The organism is Gluconobacter japonicus (assembly GCF_015244665.1).
GTDB classification, from domain to species: Bacteria; Pseudomonadota; Alphaproteobacteria; order Acetobacterales; family Acetobacteraceae; genus Gluconobacter; species Gluconobacter japonicus.
In genome coordinates this window covers 127,271-144,374 of sequence record NZ_JABCQN010000006.1, presented here as the reverse complement: position 1 = coordinate 144,374, position 17,104 = coordinate 127,271, and the positions used below count along the sequence as shown (strand labels likewise).

Sequence of the window (17,104 nt, the reverse complement as noted above, 5' to 3'; positions counted from 1 at the left end):
CAGAATGGTTCCCAGAATGGAGAGGGCTGTCACAGACATCAGCTTTTCCCTCAGATGTCCGACATTGACCTGCATGGCACCGGCAAACAGGAGAAGCGACAACGCGCCATTCAGAAGTGCCGCAGGGAGATTGATGGCTCCAAGCACTGATCTTGGAAAAGCCTGAAGGTCGCAGGCCGGAAGCAGCGGGTTCAGGATCATGACCATAAGCGACGTCAGCAACGAGAAAATCAGAACACCAATCGTGACCGGAATACGCAGTGTGTGATGATTGAGAATGCTGAAGCCTGCCGAGAGGGTCAGGAGTAGAGCAAGAACGCTGATGGTATCCATGCCGTCACCGCTGGACACTTCCGGGCCTGACGTCAAGGGAAATCGGTAATGTCCGCTATCAGGAAAAGCGTGACAGTTCGTTGAACGGCAGAAATGAAGGCGAGTGCTGCCTGTCGGCTCCTGAATCAATGAACGGACAGGCAAGATCGGGGGGGGAAGCAGAAGGTCCGGTAACAGATAGCCAGAGAGAAATAGAAGATGTCCTTTACGGTCGAACTCTCCTTGACAGGGGCATTTCCGCCTTCCCCAATCAAGGGGTGATGCCTTATCGTTGTGATGAGCCGAATACGCTGCAGCAGCAAGCCATCTGCCTGGCACTTCAGTAGGCAGAAGATCGTGTCGCTCGTGATGGAAAGACCATCGACTTCAAAGTGAAGGATATTACCTGACTATGGCTGCTCCAGGCGAAAACGGCATCGTACGATACGCTCAGCTGATCCGCACCCGGAAGTATGTAGCGGTGATTTCCATGGACAATCGCGGTGGCAGTTACTTCTCTGTCACCGGGTGGTCCACGTTCATTGATCGCAAAGAGGCTACTCCAGAGTGGATCGGGGAAAATCTGAAAAAGGCCCTTCAGACAAGTCGGGATCTTTTCATGGAATGGGGAGGATTGCCCCTGCCGAGCGACAAAGGTCTCGCAGAAGATAGGAAATCCGGTCCGCTCTTTATGGAATTCTGGGGGCGTGTTCAGGAGACATACGGCTTCAAGGACTGGCGGGATGCCAGGAAAAAATCAGCTCTGGTTTTTACGAAATGGCATTGCGAGCAGACAAATCAGGTTCGTCTGGCAGCGTCGAAGGGGCGGGGAACAAGTCACTCTGCCTGGTATTCGAACGAAAATGCCGGGAAGGTCTTTCATGCCTCGATCAATGCCAGCGATCATGAGTTCGGTGAGATCGCCATACAGGCTCTCAATGTCTGCCAGCCAAACTATCTATGAACGTCCGCTTTCGAGAAGCATGTAGCTGCATCTAACCGGCCGGGAAGAAGGCGGAACCTGCAGGTCCGCTTAGCGCGTGACAAGCAGACAGGCTGCTTTCGCCTCAAGTCGGACATGGAGGGCGCCATTTCGTATCGGCAGAGCTGACATTACAAAATTGCGACGGGTTTGGGCTGAAGTATTGATAACAGCATAACACAGCCAATTGCTCGAGCACGGATGGCTCGCAGCGCACATACTGACGGCGGGTTCTTTGGATTGCACAGTAGGCGAAGAAGGAGGATGCCTTGTAGATGGGGCTGCCCGCGAGTTTGGACAGGAGCAAACCGGAGGGAGGTCATTTCGTTTTCCCGTGAGACAGAAAATCTATTACCCATGCAACGTCCGATCGGCCGCCTCTAGTGCCGGATCCCGTCCCGAGCGCAGCTGCTCCGCTGTCGGTTCGATCTCGATATCGGGCGCGACACCTCTGCTCTCCAGAACTGTGCCATCTGGCATGGTCACATTATCCACAGCAATCTGTATGGAGCCACCATCGGGCAACGGATAATAGCGGCTGCCAAGCACCGACCCGTTTGTTGGGCGGCCGATAAGGATGGCTCGTCCGGCTTGATGCAACACCCACGCCGAAATCTCAGCCGCGCTGGAAGTGTCTGGTCCGATCAGGACTGCTAGCCTCCCATCGTAATGCGGGCTCTTATATCTTGCACGGAGCGTGTGGGTACCCGTCCTGTCCTGAACGTTATAAAGCGGCATACCCTGCGGCATCAGATGATCCAGCAACAGATTTGCGAACCCGCCTTCGTTATAGCGCAGATCAAGGATGACAGGGTGCATGCCTGCTCCTTGCAGTGCAGACGCGACACTCGCTGCCTCGTTCGCATTAAAGTCGTTGAAGCGAATATAAAGCGTGCCATCAGGAAGCCAGCGGCTTTCGAAATGCGTTTTGTCCGGCACGCAACGCGTTTCAAAGTCGAAATGCCGGGGCCCAGGTGATGGTGATGGCAACGTGTTATGCAACGCTAATTTACGAACGTCGGCGTCCGACAAAGGCAGTACGTCGACAATGACGTGTGTGTGGCCTGCATCAACGCGTTCTGTGTACATCTGAAGCGGCCAGCCAGGCCGCAACCCCACCTCGGCGGCCGGTGATCCGGGATCGATTTCACCGATTATTAAAATCCGGCTGTTAAGACGGCGGACCGTGCTTAACCAAAGGCCACTGCTCCCCAGAGTTGTCTCACACCGGGTGGGCGACGTAGATTTTGTTTTCCGGGCTGGTTGGGTGGACGCGGGTGGCTGTGCAGCTGGTGCGGTAAAACCCATATGCGACGCGGGGAACAGCTGCGCCATCTGGTACAGAACTGACCAGTATAGTTCGAAATTGTTCGGTGCCATCTCGGCCTTCCGTCGCATTTCGGCGCTCAGCTTGGGCCAGTCCATGCCCGAAAAATGCGGATCGTAGTAATGTGCGCCGATCAGAGACGCAGCGGCATCAAAAATCGCGAGATTACGCGCAGGCCCTTTCAGGTGTTGGAAAATTTCTGCTTGTCGTGCTGCCTTTTGATTACGGGGCTCAACAACAGCGAAGAAGTAAATCAGCAGCCCCAGGAAAACAAAAAATACCAGCGCCACGATGGCGAGTAAGACGCGCAAGAGCCAGCGCAAGATCGGGTGCTTCATCATAATACCGTATCAGAAACACTCTTTTTTACGGAAGAGGCCCTGGAAGTAAGTCCGGACCTCGAACGGTTAACGGCGGCTTACGCCTTCACGTCGGTCGTAAAAGGAAATGTTCGGAATTCCGGAAAGCAGACATTTCACTACAATTTCTCATTATTCGCCAATATCCTCTACCAGATTTCTGACAAAATCCGCATAGGAAAGCTGGATGAAAGTATGGACAATGTTATTTAGGGAAGGATTTTCATTTCCTCAACTACAATCCAAACATATAGAAGTTATTATTATTTTTCCTCTGTATCATAATAATATACTTGGGTAAGATTCTGATGATATGGGCGCGAACCAAGAACACGACACTTTCCTTGAAGGATGAATAACCTGATTATTACCAGATAAAATCTATACATGGTTCGTCAGAACATGCATTGTCGACACGAACACACCTTAGTGTGTAGGGTTGACTTTTCATGAAAAGAAATAAATATTATTAGAATATTACAAAGGAACGTAAAATGTATATTGACGGAATAAAAATTGAATATGAAAATGCAGGAAATTACAAAGAAGAAATAGAGCGTGACAAGAAATTTATCGAAGATGCTTATAAGAAATGGATGAATGAAAATTCTCGAAATATTATTGAAAGATTGTGGGAAATAAAATCTGTTGGAATAATAGAGCAATCAGGAGAGTTCGTTAAATTACTGAAAGAGGCAGAATTTTCATATTCTGTTGGAGCTTATACGAGCACAATATCTCTTATTGGTGTCTGCGCCGAGGATTTTTGTAGATTCTTTGCGCATTTATCTGGGCAAAATTTCGACTCTCTAACGCAAAACGATCGAATTAATAAATTAGAACAGTTGGGTCTCATTGATGAGGAGTGTGAAATAAAACTTCACGAAATCAGAGGGATAAGAAACGATTGCTTGCATTTTAACAAAAACTTCAAACAAAAACCTAATAATCAATTAAAAATAGATGCTGTGTGTTCTATAAATAAAATGAAAGAAGTTTATAAAAAAATGATAGGATCTCGAAGTTCCAATACAATTGACGCAAAAAAATTAAGTGAAATACTTACAAAAGTAATTGATGAGGCGTCCTCGGCAATTGGATTTAACAATATAGAAACAACAACAGCAAAGATAAGAAATGCTTTTTATGAGGCTACTGGTATTGATATGTCTTTAGATTTGGGAGGAGAAACTGTTTATAAGTCTTCAGAATATAAAGTATATGAAATAGATTTGGATATGCCACAAAAAGAAATTACACTAATAGACACACAATTGAATCATCCCGTTATAGTTGATATAGATGACAATAAAGCAAGAGAGATAACAGATATGAAAATTGTGGAAGGTGATGTTGTTTCGGCAATATTGGTATCTGAAACTAATGGTATGGGAATGACAGCAGCATGGAAATTTCTAGCAGGGCCAATTAAAACGATAAAAAATAATTGATACTCTATAATTACAGTATTTCCTTATTATATATGAGCTATGTAAACAGAATGGTGAATAAAATTATGGCTAATTCCGTTGTAATGACAGAGGTAAGATAATCAAAATTTTCACCTCCAAATTAAGTCAGTTTAATCAACATCTCTAATTTCAAGCGGACATTCCGCTTTCCCCCCCCCCAAGTTAGTCGCGAGCCAAATACGATCAGACTGTCTTTCCCGGAGGCGCCTTTGCTCATAGACGAAGGTCTGTGGAACACGCCTCGAAGAGAGCTTTGCTGGTTGTTTTTGGTGCTCCACCCTCTATGTCCGATAATAAGAAAAAACGGACATAGGTTTTATGTCTGAAAACTGCCGATTTTGGAGATTTCGTGCAGTTTGTGGACTGCTGTTTGTCGAATACCCGTCATATCGCTCGTCTCTCTGAGTTATGCGCCGTTGACGTATATGCCCTTGGCATATATTTCATTATGAATGTCAAAGCTGCAGACCGTTGTCGAACTGCCTGAATTCATAAAGCGGGCAAAAGCCCTGATGTCAGACGACGATCGTATGGCTCTGATTAACATGCTTGCTGCGATGCCAGAGGCTGGCATTTCTTTAGGCGGCGGTCTGCGAAAAGTCCGCTTTTCCCGTGAGGGTGGTGGGAAGAGGGGAGGGTACAGAACTATCTACGTTTTTGGTGGAAGACAGATGCCTCTGTTTCTCCTGACTGTTTTTGCCAAAAACGAGAAAGACAATCTGACGCGATCTGAACAGGCCGCCCTGGTAGAGTTGAGCAAGACGCTTGTTGCGAAATACGGAGAACCATCATGAGCGCTTATGACAGCATTCTGCAGGGGCTAAATGAGGCTCTTGCCTATTCGGACGCTCCGGCTGACGACTATGTGACCCACCAGGTGCGTGTTCCGTCGGTTGACGTGGCGGCCATCAGAACCCGGACCGGACTCTCTCAGGCACAGTTTGCCAGAAGCATCGGGGTCGCCAAGGGGACCCTTCTGAACTGGGAGCATGGCCGTCGTCAGCCAACCGGACCGGCTCAGGTTTTGCTGGCGATGTTGGATAAGCGACCGTCTTTAGTGAGTGAGCTTCTTTCTGGGGCGCGCTAAGAAAACACAGGTCCCGATACGCTCATTCAGACGACCGATATGGGGAGGAAGCCGAATGTCGGTTATCAGTTTATTGTTGTCCGATATCGGACATTCACGATGCGAGATTAATCCGAATAGATTGCCTCCAAATCCGGTGATATTGCTCGGAAGGCATCGCTTACAACCTGGCGCATCCAGAGATTATCAGCTGCTCGCTGCCAGAGGATCGATACAGAATAGTCTCCCAAATCAATGGGTGCCGCACAGACAGTAAGGCCCGAAACGGCCGCAAGGCTCTGGGCCGCATGAATTGGTAGTGTGGCAACGGCACGCGTCCCGATCAGGAAGGGAGGAAGGGCAGAGAAATGTGTCAGCGCCGATTGCACCCGTCGTGAGTGACCAAGATTTTTCAAGGCTTGATCTACAATGCCCTCCCGGCCTGAAAACGAGACCAGAAGATGTGGCAGAGACAGATAATCTGTCAGTGTTAGCGGCAGTGTAAGGTCGCAGGCGACCGGATCAAGCAGGCAGGCATAACCAGACCGCCCGATCTCCTGCTGCTGTAATCCGGAGCGTACATTCGGCTGTGCGACGACAGCAAAGTCGATTTCTCCCGCTTCAAAAAGGGCCTCCACGCGGTGTGTGTTAGCCTGCCTGAATGTCACTGAAACACGGGGCGCTTCTTCTGCCAGCCGCTTTGTGATTAGCGGCCCAATTGCAATCTGGAAATCGTCAGACATCCCTATGGAAAAATGTTGTCGGCTGGTTGCCGGCTCAAAGGCCGTAACAGTCGAGAATGCGTTCTGGATCAGAGCGACCCCGCCCTGAAGCGGTTCCGCCATAGCGATTGCCCGAAGTGTTGGCTGCATACCCCCACGGGTGCGGACGAACAAAGGGTCATCCGCCGCTTCCCTCAGGCGGCCCAAAGACGCACTGACGGCTGACTGGCTCAGTGATAATCGTTTTGCTGCTCGGGAGACGCTGCGTTCTTCCCAGAGTGCCAGAAAGGTAGTGATCAGATTGAAATCAAGACGTGAAATATCGACCATAGTGATTTTGACTATCAAAACAATCAATTTGCCCGATAATGTGAGAAAGTCCACTCTTTCTGTCACTGTAATTCACTACATGCATGAGAGAGCCGGACATGAGCCAGCGTCGCGTTGCCGTTATTCAGGCGGGAACCAGTCTTTTTGACACTCCCCGGACACTGGATCGGATGGAGGCCCATTGCGAAGCCGCTGCAGCGCAGGGGGTTGAACTCGCAGTCTTTCCCGAGGCGTATATTGGTGGATATCCAAAAGGGCTGAGTTTCGGCGCTGTTCTTGGAAGCCGCTTCCCTGAAGGGCGTGAGGATTACCTTCGATACTGGAAGTCAGCCATTGACGTTCCGGGAGCAGAAACAGCGCGGATTGGCTCTTTCGCAGCGAAGATGAAGGCCCATCTCGTTGTTGGGGTTATCGAACGAGATAGGGCGACGTTGTATTGTACGGCGCTCTTCTTTGGGCCGGATGGGACACTTCTTGGCAAACATCGCAAGCTGATGCCGACCGGCACCGAACGACTGGTCTGGGGAAAGGGAGACGGTTCGACCATTCCGGTATTCGAAACAGAGATCGGGCGTATCGGGGCTGCGATCTGCTGGGAAAATTACATGCCGGACCTACGCCAGAGCATGTATGCCCGGGGCATCAGTCTCTGGTGTGCGCCTACGGTGGATGAGCGCGATATCTGGCAGGCGTCCATGCGGCATATTGCGTATGAAGGACGGACGTTTGTGCTCAGTGCCTGTCAGTACATGACACGCTCGGATGCGCCGGAAAATTATACCTGTCATCAGGGTAATAACCCGGAAACCGTGCTCATTCGTGGCGGAAGCGTGATCGTCAATCCGCTCGGAGAAATCATCGCAGGCCCAATCTATGATCGTGAAGCCATCATTACGGCGGACATTGATCTGGATGATGTCATCCGGGGGAAATATGACCTCGACGTGGCGGGGCATTATGCCCGTCCTGATATCTTCAGCTTGCAGGTTAACAACGCCTGTCAAAATCCAGTATCGTTCTCTGGGCAAGAGATCGATGCTCTACTTCCCACGATGAAGATCGAATAAAATAACTGCTGCCTCTATCGCCTTGCCGTAGCTACTGAATTTCTCCCTTTAGATGTCACGGCAAAGTCCGTGTCTGGGGATGAACTGCTCTGGGGGGGAAAGCGGAATGACGGGTTTGAAGAGAAGATCACTATGAAGCGGACAATTGCACCAACGATACATAGTAAATTAAAGAGGCGTTCAGGGTCCGCGGGGCAGTACACTGATTGCCAGCGACAACAGCAGCATCTCGTTCGACCAGCAGCGTAAGCAAGTCACCTGGACCCGACTTATTCGGCCTGACGGCGATAGCATCGTGCTCGACAGGATGCCCGGTGCGGATATGATCACCCGAACCGGCCAGAAGGATCAGGCGGACTAGCACTGGTGGGGCAGCTTGCTCTTATAGCGTTGCGTAGCCATAAATGTGCAGGATCATGGTTTCGTCTTACATGCCACGCTTGTTGGTAATGCAGTGACGGAAGAGATAATGGCGGCTCGAAAGCACGTAAAGAAGGGTACGAACTCAGGTCCTGAACCGATCGTCGTGCAATCGTTAAGATTAAATCCGTCCCTACGATTGTATCTACTGCGGCACTCCAATGCGGCATTACAAGCATGAGTCGACGATATTGATTTTGAGCTGCTAACGTCTGTTCAATTTCATCCTGCGCGTCTGGCCGTAGAGCAACCATGACATGAGGCCTGAGCAGCCACTCAGACAAAGATAATGGTTCGGTCGATGATAGTTGAGCAGAATCAGCAATACTCGTGAAATGATCCTCAAACAGATCTTCGCGACTAATATCTTCCGGACAAACGGGAAAGATACCAAGAGCAAGATCTATTTCGCCATCGCGCAATTGAGCCAGAGCCGCGTCGCGGCTAGCTTGACTGATTCCCAGGTCAATTCCCGGTGCAAAAGTGCGAAGTAATCGAGTCAGGTGGGGTAAAACAATTCCTGATGAATAATCCGAAAGGGATAGTCTGATAAGACCTTTGTAAGAAGCAGGATCAAATTCTGGAGCGCCCAAAAATATATTGAGTTCGCTCAGTATTTTTTCCAATGGTCCTAAAAGCTGCAATGATTTATTTGTTAAAATCATATTGCTTCCTTGGCGGACCAAGAGAGGATCTCCAAAATATCCTCGCAACTGAGCAAGAGCATGACTAACTGCTGGCTGACTTTTGTTCAGACGTAGCGCAGCACGCGTCACATGCCCCTCCATGAGTAGGGCGTAGAGCGTTGGAAGCAAGTTTAAGTCAATACGTTTTAGCTCATCCATTTGAAGAATATAGCAGATATTGAATCTCTATTTCCATCGTTAGATCCCTTCTGCAAAGATAGTGGGAAGAAGCGAAGGCATGCCGTGACTTCGGATTAAGAAAAAATTCAGGAGATAGTAAAATGCAAAATAGGATTAAGACTTTATCTGCTGATATGTGGCTATCAAACCTGCATCCTTGGCGGGGACATTTTAATGGATCGACCTTTGGTGTGAATGTTACTGTCCTAACCTTCACCCAAGCGAACCGAGGTGATGGTCCGACATTACATGTTCATAAGTATGATGAGATTTTCATCGTACGCCGTGGTCAAGGAATTTTCAAAATTGGCAATGTTATTATAGAGGCGGCAGAGGGCGATGTCCTCTTTGGTCCTGCCAATACCCCTCATGCATTCAAAAATATTGGCGATACCCCACTGGAAACCATTGATATTCATCTTAGCAATAAGTGGTTACAGGAAGATCTTGTCGATACCGATCCGAATTGGTGGCTTCGTTCACTTCCCGCTGTCTGAAGAGAGCGTAGCTGGCGGTTTGCTAGAGTATTCCCATCGAAGGATTGTTCGATGGGAATGTACGAATTTATTGTATTTTAGTATTTTCACTTAATATACAATACATAATATTAATACGAAATTATTTTCACCTCATATATATTACAATTTTATCGAATTTAATGAAAACCCCTGCATGTTATGCATAGAGCCAATCATATAATACGTGAAACTATAGAACAGTTACGCCCCCTCTCAACTTTCTGGCGTATAAAAGCCACCTTTGTCGAATGTGGGTGGCACTTGATGGCATAGGCGCTAAAATTTCTGGGTTCATCGTATCCATCAACGAACTTAAGACTGGCGTGACCAAGAAATGAATAATACCGACTTTCGGGGGCAACAATGTGCCGACTCAAATGTCGAAATCACGTCGGCATCTTTATAGCTGTCTTAATGGCAAGTGGAATTTGTAATGGTCATGTCTGCTATACGGAAAGCGATTTGACCAACTGTATAACCGACATGAGGCGTAAGCGGACGCCGTACTTTTCACCTTCTTCAAATTACTTCTCAGTCTTTGAAATGCTGCGCTGGCAGTATCTTAATGCCTGTCAGCGTGGTCGCGACGTAGTCACCCGAATAGGTGAAGAGGTCCCGGGCGATGGTCCACTTTGCCCATGCTGCGAGGACGTCACGGGCTTTTGTGTCTTCAGGGTCTTTCATGATCAGATCAAGGCGGGGGTTTTTCTCCCCTTTTGTCCCAAAATCGAACACCGCGAGCCCGCGGATCGAGTGGTCGTAATCGAGGAGCAAAGCACCCTTGACGAGGCATTCGTGTGCCTTACATGCCGAGAAAAGCCAGCCCCCGGCCTTGTAGCCTAGCATTTCGACCGGACGATCGGGCGGACCACCCAAAGAGGCTAATACCTGTCGCTGAAGCGTTGCAAATTCGCCCGTATGAGGTCCAACAAAGCGTTTGATTTCACCATCGAAGCCCGGGCTCCAAACCAGCTGATTGGTATCCCGGCAGAACTCGGCTGTCTTGAGAGTGCAGGGCTGAGCGGCAGCGCGGGCAACAGAGCACCATGATGTCACGAGAGCGAGGGCAATAGCACTGAAAATTAGCGCTCCGGGAATGCTCATAAGCTGTCTTTTCCTCTTGCTCAGACTGGGCGTGTTGCGTGACGTCTTTCAGGTGACGTCCAGAGGGTGATCATTTTCTCCTTGGGCGCCCCCGATTATCTTGAGGCAACGTGCCTCACTGATACTTCGTAAAACGTCCTCGATGCCCGCGCGATCAATCGCTGCATGCACTCGGATTAAGGTCTCGCGTAGAGCGTCGGGTGCATGGTGCGGGAGAGGAATGATCCAGGTCTCCGGTCGGTCAGGCTGCCAAGCCGGTGCGTAATCAAGAGGGCATGGCCCGTCTGGCCATGCTTGCCGCATGTCCCAGAGTGATCGCTCCAGTGTGCGGGAGCGGTTGACCCTGACAATGCGCCATGACGAGAGCAAATCCGTGAACCCGTCTTCATCGAGATACACAGGTGTGATCCGGGCATGAAGCCAGACCGTGCGCCACCCCTCTCTACCTGCAAGGCGACGCCAAAGACTGAAACGCCGTGAGGCTCCGCAGTTCCCCACAATGCGCTCGTGGCTCCAGGTCACATCCGTGACGTCGAATATCTCTCGATTTCGAGTTGCAGACGGGTTGAACTCCCGCAGGATCGCTTCCCGGAGCCGCGCGGTCTGCTCTTCATCGAAAGGGCCATAGTTTGGTGGATAGGAGTTATCGAAGCTCATGGTCTCGGGCAGGCTGTCAAGTTCGCCGACCAGCTTACCTTTTGATGCGCTGACAGCGGTAATCGACCGGATATCGATTTTTGCATGGTAAGGATCACCCACCCGGAGAAGACTACTCAGCAGCTCAGAAGCAGGATGGGGAGGGATATTATCGAACGCTTGGGCAAAACTGACCATGCGTCGTAGACGGTAGTAGGCATTCTCTTCGCGGGGATCGCGGCTGGTATCTGCCTTGAAGGGATGATTCTCGAGGTCCGCCAGAAATCGGAGGATCGCCACCTGGGCCTTCTTCTGACGGCTGCGTTCAGCAAAGTGCCGGACGAGGGAGAGAGAACGGTACATCATAAGACTCTAAAAACGGGCAAACACGCACGCAAGTCCTTCTGCGACGCACCATGTGTATTCAGACAGTAGCGGGTGGGTTAGGGTGACCTCCGGCAGGATCTGATCGGCCAGGGCGACCCCGGAGGGCGTGGCTTGCAGGGAGAAGAGATGTGACAACGGTACTGGGCAGCTCGGCTTTTGCGCGCCATGAAGATCTGACGCAGGTGCAACTCCAGGCGGTCGCACGGTTCATGGCGGAGCGTCTTATGACTGGATCTGCCGGTGTGGTTCCAGGCACGCTGAAAACGCTGACCGATCAGGGAAGAGACTATCCTTTCGTTCTTCTGCAAGACGATTGTGTCTACGCGGTAAGTCCGATCGAGAGCCTGCGCCTTGTACTGGATGCGGATGGTCGTCCCCTGGGCTGTCCGTCAGAGGGGCTGCTGTATCTTTCGGATGTAGAGGGAAATGCTGTGGTGCGGCTTCTTCCGACACCGCGTTACAAGCCGTCGGATCTCGGACTGACAATCTGAGGACCTCAATTCGGTTCTGACGCTTCAACCCCTCTGGTCCATCAGCTGAACCGCACTCACAAACGCTGTCGTCATACTACCCGGTATGACCGAGCATACACTTTCTCTTGGGCAGTCAGAGCTGCCCAAACACTCCCTTTCTCTCTCACTCTCGTCCCCCTGGATGCTTGGCAGCATGGTTCTTTCGGCGACCATGCTTTTAGGGTTCGGCTGGCTCCTTTTTCCGCTGGATGTCCAGATGGTCTGGACCATGCTTGCTCAGGCGATCCTGTTTTCCCTGGCGATCTCCGTTCTCGTGATGGACGTCATACGCCTGTTGAAGACGAACGCCTTTATGCCGCGCTGGCATGTGCTGGTCTTCGTTCCGGTCTGGGTGGCTGTCGGCCTGATCAATCTCCGGAACGCCTATGACTGCATGAAGGCGGCAGGCCAATGGTGACGTTGCGTAACTGCACTCACAAAACCCCGTGGGATACTGACTGTCAGGTGACAGAGAACGGGGCAACACAGTGAAGTTTGGCGGCAACCAGCCCAAAGCACGGGTTTTTCGCAGGCTGAGTGCGCAGACACAGCGCGAAGCCTATCAGGCCGTGCTTCAGCACGTCCGGACCTGCCTCAACCGGGGGCCATATAATGTCCTTGAGCTTCGGGCAAACCTCACCCCGGAAGAGGCCGGAGCTTTGCCTCTGGCTCTGACGACGCTGGCCCAGGCTGGCGAAATCGCGGCTCTGGGTCATAGCGTCTATGCCCGCGTGCCCTGGATGCCAGCAACGCGGACCGTGAAGACGTCACCAATCGAGGACCTGGTCTTTGCCTCGCTGACCGAACACGAGACGCCAACCGAAATCGCGTCGTGGCTTGGACTGACCCTCGCTGTGGTCAGAGACTCTCTTGCAGCTCTGGAGCAGGCCGGTCTGATCGAAGAGCGGCTGGATCCGCGTCGCCCCAACCGCTACCGGATTGTATCGCCGCATATGGCCAAACATATCCGGCAGGGGGCACAGGACAGGACGTTCACCGATATCGCCCGGCATGGCTGAGACATGAGGGAGGCGTCGCGCTTGCGGGTTATCCCCCAAACCAGTGGACAGCGCTGTGGGCAACCGCGGGCAGGATATGTGGATTCACGGTCCGTTCGTCCCGGGCACAGGCGTGCAGCGCTGTCCATTGCAGGCGAACTCTCCGTCATCGGCTGGGGTGTGCGCCAGGCGTCCCGCCGATCCGGCGTCTCCAAGGACAGGATCCTGCGCTGGCAATCAGGGCAGGGTATTCCTGACCCGGATTTTCTCAAGTGGCTCGCGGCCCTTGGGATGCTGCACCGTCGACTGAGTCACCCACTGGCCCGGGCTGTGCCTCCAGCGGGGAACAGACCTCCGCTGAATGGCTACGCGATGACCAGTGCCCTCATCACAATTGGCTGGTCCGAACGTACACTCGCAGATCGCCTCGGCGAACACCGGACGGCGCTTCGCCGTCTCATTGAGGAACAGGGACATCTCCCGGAGCGGCAGTCCCGCTGGCTCGAAGCGCTGGCAGACGGGCATCGCGATCTGCCACGCCCCCTCTCTCCCATCTGCGTCTCACCCGATCTCTGAAAGGTTGATCCATGTTGCAACGCGTATCATTTCCTGAAGACGGCCAGGACAATCAGGGTGTCATCGCAGGGGGCATCGCCGCCGACCGGCTGCGGTCCATTATTGAGCGGGTCGAGCGCCTGGAAGAAGAGCGCAAGGCGCTGAGTGGTGACATCAGGGACATCTTTGCCGAAGCCAAGTCAGCCGGGTTCGACGTCAAGGTCATCCGCACGATTATCCGGCTGCGCAAGCAGGAGCCCGCGGAGGTCGAGGCTCAGGAAACCCTTTTGCAGATCTACCGCCGTGCCCTGGGAATGTGACCGAATGCAAGATGTTCCACCGCGCCGACGTATCGCCGAGACGGCAGGAGAGATCCTGGTCTGCTGGCCGAGTGTGGGACTGCTTCTGTTTGCGTTTGTCGTTCCCAGGCTTGGCGCTGTCATGGGACCCGTTTTCGTGCTCGGTGGTTGTCTGGCAACCATGATGGGGCCGGGTGTCCCCGAAATCGGCGAGGACGGGCGTGACTACGGTCTCGAGCGCAGGCGCGGTGTGGTTTTTGCCAGTCTCGGCCTGGTGCTCTGCCTGCTCTCTCTGGCTCGTCTTTTACCGGATGGGTATTGAGCGTGCCTGCACCTTTCTTCGTGGACTGGACTCCAACGCGCATCACCAGTGTCCGCTATACCTCCACTCTGGGACCATCTCACCCTGTTGGGACGATACAGCGTCGGGTCTGTGGCCCCAGATGTCTGATCGGGGTCAGCCTGTTTCTTCTGACGAACGCCGCGGATGGATTTCTTGGCCTGGATCAGTTTGCCGGAGAGGGACCCTGGCATCTGTCCGGACTGGGTCAACCGGTTCTGATGCTGTCGTTCTGGCAGTGGACGCTTCTGGCCTGCCTCACACTGGCTCTTGTGAAACTCGCTGAAAAGACGTCCGGGATCCTGACCGGGCGTGGGCAGGGGCGGGCGACCAGAATAAGGCTCCTCGTCACCTGCGTGGCCCTGGCACTCGGCGGCCTCGCCCGCAGCCTGATCCATCCGGGATGACCGGACTCACATTGCCCTCTCCTAAAGTGATCCTACACAACCGGCAGAGGAAAGATGCCTGAACTGCAGACGCTCCTGAAAGAAGTGGTGAAACTGCCTGCGTCCTATCGGCGGCAAGGCGCACCTCTGGCGTCCCTTCTGGCACAGGTTGCCAAAGGGGATGACGGGCATGGCCAGAGGGTCGGGCGCCTTGCTGGCCTGCTCGGCCATCTGGCGAAAACTGGCCTCTCGTCCAGCGCCCTTGAACTGGCAGGCCGCCTGCACGATGCGGGCAAACTGCTCCTGCCAGACAGCCTCCTGAATCATCCGGGTATGTTTAACGACAGGCAGATGCTGGTGATGCGGCAGCATCCCTCGCTTGGCCTTGGAGCGCTGTTTCATCTGTCAGCCGATATCCCGACCCTTGTTCATGAGGCCGTACTCCTGCACCACGAACGCTATGACGGCGATGGTTATCCCTTCGGGTTGAAGGGCAAAGCCATCCCTCTGGCCGCCCGCATCATCGGCCTCGTGGACGTGATCGACGCCCTGCTCTCCGCCCGCGCCTATAAGACAGGTTGGACGCCGCGTCAGGTGAAAGCCTTTCTCCACGAGCAGGCAGGTGGTGCGTTTGATCCTGACCTGGTGCGGCACGCGACCACCTTTTTTGAGGATCTGCTCGCCATTCGCCGCAGCGTCGCGCAGCCCGTTCAGGGGTACCAGTCAGTCCCTGGTCAGTCCCCTGCTTCTTCCCGTACTCTCAGCTTTCGGAACGATATGCCATGATGCCACTTCCGCTCCCACCCGCAGCGCACGCAGTCCCGTCGGAAGCATCTTCCCTCAAACTTCTTGCCGGGATTGCAGACCGGCTTTTCGCAGAAAACCGGAGAGACGAGGGGCTGTGTGTGATTGACGCCCTCTATCTTCAGGCAGATGCCGCATTTTGCGGCAGCCGGAAGCCCTGTGGTCAAGAGGACGGCTGACGCCGTCCGATCCGAATGTATCTTGCCGCGTAACTCGGAATGCTGATGAAACTTGGTCGATAGGGTGTTAGCGCGAAAGCGTAGATCGGCATCATGATGTAACCGTCAAGTCAGGGACGGGGTCTTGAGCATTAGGAGGCAGTCGTCGTTGGGTCGCATAGTCAAAAAAATAAAGAAGCCCTTATTTGTGTATTGAAAAAGGTATCCATCGGATACTATAATTTAGGCATCACGAACGAGGACAATGCGATGCCTAAATTCGACACTTCCCGGATGCGCGAACTTGAGAAGGAAGTGCTGCGTCGTGCCACCGTCGAGGCGATAGGACGGGTGAAAGATGGCGTTCAGCGTGATGAGGAAGGACGGGTCCTGCTCCTGGCTGCGCCGTCGCATGGCTATTTCTCGCTCGAAGACAGCACCGTGACGAAAGAGGTCGCTGCTCTCCTCGGGGTTTCGCCTACGGCCGATGATGTCGCGAAGGCTATTCGTAAGGTCGGAAAGACCGAAGTGGACAGACTGGCTCTGTCAGGCTGGCATTTCTCAACGGGTGAGACGCGCAATCTCGGCAGTGTAAAGCTGGACGACGGGTTTGAAATCGCGACAGAGCACTCGATGCGGCATGCCGTAACGGGGGAAGTCGCGATGCGTGACGACATCCCTCATTATTCCGATCGCATTGAGCTGCAGCACAGAACCGGGGATCGTATCCTGTCAGGTGTCTGGATCTTTCCTGACGGTCGCTGTGAAATAGACGAACCCAGTTTGGATAAAACCGGAGAATACAGCGAAGACTTCGACCTCTCGCCGCAGGGGCGGGCCGACGCTACGTTGATCGCGAGCCTTAATCGGACGAAGGCCGGACTTGAACAGGCAGGTCATTTCAAGCGGGCATGGCTGGGTTATTGAGGGAGACTGACGTCGAGGACATTTCTCCTCGGGCAATCCGTCAAGCCCGTCTCGATGCGGGCCTGACACAGGTGAGTGCTGCGTCTCTTGTTCACGTCACACCCCTGACCTGGAAGCGATGGGAAAGTGGTGATCGCTCCATGCATCCGGCCTTCTGGGAACTTTTTGCTCTCAAGGTCGAGAGTGGCATATCGGGTGGAATGAACAGAGACGAGTCAAAGTAGAGACAGAAAGGGACAGCAAAGAGCGTCCGGCCGCCACAATGGTCTGGCCGCATGCGGCCCGTGCCCTGGAGGGCGCTCCATTGTCCGGTCCAGGCAATACGGGATTTTATCGCTGAACCAAAAACGCACTGGGGTGATATTCACGCTCAGGATAATTCGGGACTTTTGCCTGATTTGCACTATGGACTGTTTCAGTAATGCCAGAAAATCCAGACGACCTGAGGCGAACCTATGTTGCTTTCTGTTCGGGCGCAGGTTTGTCGCACGCAGATGTAAAGTCTCTTCTTGCTGATCGTGGGTACACTCTCTCGAACAACGCCGTCCGTGAATTTG

General features: G+C 52.7%; 23 protein-coding genes and 1 pseudogene. 18 read left to right on the top strand and 6 right to left on the bottom strand.

The window, feature by feature from the left end; genetic code table 11:
* Window positions 1-333, bottom strand: a pseudogene (locus HKD32_RS12335) (cation:proton antiporter); the annotation flags it as partial.
* Window positions 334-724: 391 nt separating this feature from the next.
* On the opposite strand from HKD32_RS12335, the gene HKD32_RS12330 reads away from it, so the two are divergent.
* Window positions 725-1,276, top strand: coding sequence for a hypothetical protein (locus tag HKD32_RS12330; protein WP_194258128.1), 552 nt, complete (start codon window positions 725-727; stop codon window positions 1,274-1,276).
* A 369-nt stretch (window positions 1,277-1,645) separates the two neighbouring features.
* Here HKD32_RS12330 and HKD32_RS12325 read toward each other — a convergent pair whose 3' ends face one another.
* Window positions 1,646-2,944, bottom strand: a complete 1,299-nt coding sequence (locus HKD32_RS12325) for a S41 family peptidase (RefSeq protein WP_194258127.1) — start codon at window positions 2,942-2,944, stop codon at window positions 1,646-1,648.
* A 530-nt stretch (window positions 2,945-3,474) separates the two neighbouring features.
* Here HKD32_RS12325 and HKD32_RS12320 point away from each other — a divergent pair.
* The 3 genes from HKD32_RS12320 to HKD32_RS12310 all read left to right on the top strand — a co-directional run bounded on the left by HKD32_RS12320 (window position 3,475) and on the right by HKD32_RS12310 (window position 5,539).
* A complete protein-coding gene (locus tag HKD32_RS12320) occupies window positions 3,475-4,431 on the top strand; it encodes a hypothetical protein (protein ID WP_194258126.1) in 957 nt (318 codons plus the stop codon).
* Window positions 4,432-4,904: 473 nt separating this feature from the next.
* Window positions 4,905-5,246 carry a type II toxin-antitoxin system RelE/ParE family toxin gene (locus HKD32_RS12315; protein WP_194258125.1) on the top strand — a complete coding sequence of 114 codons (342 nt, stop codon included), beginning with the start codon at window positions 4,905-4,907 and terminating at the stop codon, window positions 5,244-5,246.
* The gene (locus tag HKD32_RS12310; protein WP_194258124.1) at window positions 5,243-5,539 is read left to right on the top strand and encodes a helix-turn-helix domain-containing protein; all 297 of its coding nucleotides are present in this window, start codon (window positions 5,243-5,245) and stop codon (window positions 5,537-5,539) included. Before HKD32_RS12315 ends, HKD32_RS12310 begins: the two co-directional genes overlap by 4 nt.
* 107 nt (window positions 5,540-5,646) lie before the next feature.
* Here HKD32_RS12310 and HKD32_RS12305 read toward each other — a convergent pair whose 3' ends face one another.
* Window positions 5,647-6,570 (bottom strand): LysR family transcriptional regulator, encoded by a 924-nt coding sequence (locus tag HKD32_RS12305; RefSeq protein WP_194258123.1) that lies wholly within the window; start codon window positions 6,568-6,570, stop codon window positions 5,647-5,649.
* A 98-nt stretch (window positions 6,571-6,668) separates the two neighbouring features.
* Here HKD32_RS12305 and HKD32_RS12300 point away from each other — a divergent pair, with 98 nt between their 5' ends.
* Both HKD32_RS12300 and HKD32_RS12295 read left to right on the top strand, forming a co-directional pair.
* Window positions 6,669-7,637: a carbon-nitrogen hydrolase family protein gene (locus tag HKD32_RS12300; RefSeq protein WP_194258122.1), complete on the top strand. Its 969-nt coding sequence runs from the start codon at window positions 6,669-6,671 to the stop codon at window positions 7,635-7,637.
* A gap of 202 nt (window positions 7,638-7,839) precedes the next feature.
* Window positions 7,840-7,998, top strand: a complete 159-nt coding sequence (locus HKD32_RS12295) for a TrbI/VirB10 family protein (RefSeq protein ID WP_194258146.1) — start codon at window positions 7,840-7,842, stop codon at window positions 7,996-7,998.
* On the opposite strand, the gene HKD32_RS12290 is transcribed toward HKD32_RS12295, so the two are convergent.
* Window positions 7,964-8,902, bottom strand: coding sequence for a LysR family transcriptional regulator (locus HKD32_RS12290; RefSeq protein WP_194258121.1), 939 nt, complete (start codon window positions 8,900-8,902; stop codon window positions 7,964-7,966). The genes HKD32_RS12295 and HKD32_RS12290 overlap by 35 nt on opposite strands.
* A gap of 122 nt (window positions 8,903-9,024) precedes the next feature.
* Between HKD32_RS12290 and HKD32_RS12285 the strand changes: the two genes are divergently transcribed.
* Entirely contained in the window at window positions 9,025-9,420 is a 396-nt protein-coding gene (locus HKD32_RS12285; RefSeq protein WP_194258120.1) for a cupin domain-containing protein, read from the top strand.
* 552 nt (window positions 9,421-9,972) lie between these two features.
* Here the strand turns inward: HKD32_RS12285 and HKD32_RS12280 are convergent.
* Both HKD32_RS12280 and HKD32_RS12275 read right to left on the bottom strand, forming a co-directional pair.
* On the bottom strand, window positions 9,973-10,545 hold the full coding sequence (locus HKD32_RS12280; protein WP_194258119.1) for a hypothetical protein: 573 nt from the start codon (window positions 10,543-10,545) through the stop codon (window positions 9,973-9,975).
* A 48-nt stretch (window positions 10,546-10,593) separates the two neighbouring features.
* Window positions 10,594-11,547, bottom strand: a complete 954-nt coding sequence (locus HKD32_RS12275) for a hypothetical protein (RefSeq protein WP_194258118.1) — start codon at window positions 11,545-11,547, stop codon at window positions 10,594-10,596.
* Window positions 11,548-11,696: 149 nt separating this feature from the next.
* Here HKD32_RS12275 and HKD32_RS12270 point away from each other — a divergent pair, with 149 nt between their 5' ends.
* The 11 genes from HKD32_RS12270 (at window position 11,697) to HKD32_RS12220 (ending at window position 16,771) form a co-directional block, all read left to right on the top strand.
* Window positions 11,697-12,059, top strand: a complete 363-nt coding sequence (locus HKD32_RS12270; protein ID WP_194258117.1) for a hypothetical protein — start codon at window positions 11,697-11,699, stop codon at window positions 12,057-12,059.
* An 85-nt stretch (window positions 12,060-12,144) separates the two neighbouring features.
* A complete protein-coding gene (locus HKD32_RS12265; protein ID WP_194258116.1) occupies window positions 12,145-12,498 on the top strand; it encodes a hypothetical protein in 354 nt (117 codons plus the stop codon).
* Window positions 12,499-12,568: 70 nt separating this feature from the next.
* Window positions 12,569-13,099 carry a hypothetical protein gene (locus tag HKD32_RS12260; RefSeq protein ID WP_194258115.1) on the top strand — a complete coding sequence of 177 codons (531 nt, stop codon included), beginning with the start codon at window positions 12,569-12,571 and terminating at the stop codon, window positions 13,097-13,099.
* A 78-nt stretch (window positions 13,100-13,177) separates the two neighbouring features.
* Window positions 13,178-13,654, top strand: coding sequence for a hypothetical protein (locus HKD32_RS12255; RefSeq protein WP_062106955.1), 477 nt, complete (start codon window positions 13,178-13,180; stop codon window positions 13,652-13,654).
* An 11-nt stretch (window positions 13,655-13,665) separates the two neighbouring features.
* Window positions 13,666-13,953, top strand: coding sequence for a DUF2312 domain-containing protein (locus HKD32_RS12250; RefSeq protein WP_062022226.1), 288 nt, complete (start codon window positions 13,666-13,668; stop codon window positions 13,951-13,953).
* 4 nt (window positions 13,954-13,957) lie between these two features.
* The gene (locus HKD32_RS12245) at window positions 13,958-14,254 is read left to right on the top strand and encodes a hypothetical protein (RefSeq protein ID WP_194258114.1); all 297 of its coding nucleotides are present in this window, start codon (window positions 13,958-13,960) and stop codon (window positions 14,252-14,254) included.
* A gap of 2 nt (window positions 14,255-14,256) precedes the next feature.
* Window positions 14,257-14,679 carry a hypothetical protein gene (locus tag HKD32_RS12240; RefSeq protein WP_194258113.1) on the top strand — a complete coding sequence of 141 codons (423 nt, stop codon included), beginning with the start codon at window positions 14,257-14,259 and terminating at the stop codon, window positions 14,677-14,679.
* Between the two features lie 54 nt (window positions 14,680-14,733).
* Window positions 14,734-15,444, top strand: coding sequence for an HD-GYP domain-containing protein (locus tag HKD32_RS12235; protein ID WP_194258112.1), 711 nt, complete (start codon window positions 14,734-14,736; stop codon window positions 15,442-15,444).
* Window positions 15,441-15,641, top strand: a complete 201-nt coding sequence (locus HKD32_RS12230) for a hypothetical protein (protein WP_194258111.1) — start codon at window positions 15,441-15,443, stop codon at window positions 15,639-15,641. The genes HKD32_RS12235 and HKD32_RS12230 overlap by 4 nt, the downstream gene beginning before the upstream one ends.
* A 249-nt stretch (window positions 15,642-15,890) precedes the next feature.
* Complete coding sequence (locus HKD32_RS12225) at window positions 15,891-16,547, top strand: hypothetical protein (protein WP_194258110.1); 657 nt, start codon at window positions 15,891-15,893, stop codon at window positions 16,545-16,547.
* The gene (locus tag HKD32_RS12220; RefSeq protein ID WP_194258109.1) at window positions 16,532-16,771 is read left to right on the top strand and encodes a helix-turn-helix domain-containing protein; all 240 of its coding nucleotides are present in this window, start codon (window positions 16,532-16,534) and stop codon (window positions 16,769-16,771) included. The genes HKD32_RS12225 and HKD32_RS12220 overlap by 16 nt, the downstream gene beginning before the upstream one ends.
* Window positions 16,772-17,104 lie beyond the last annotated feature (333 nt).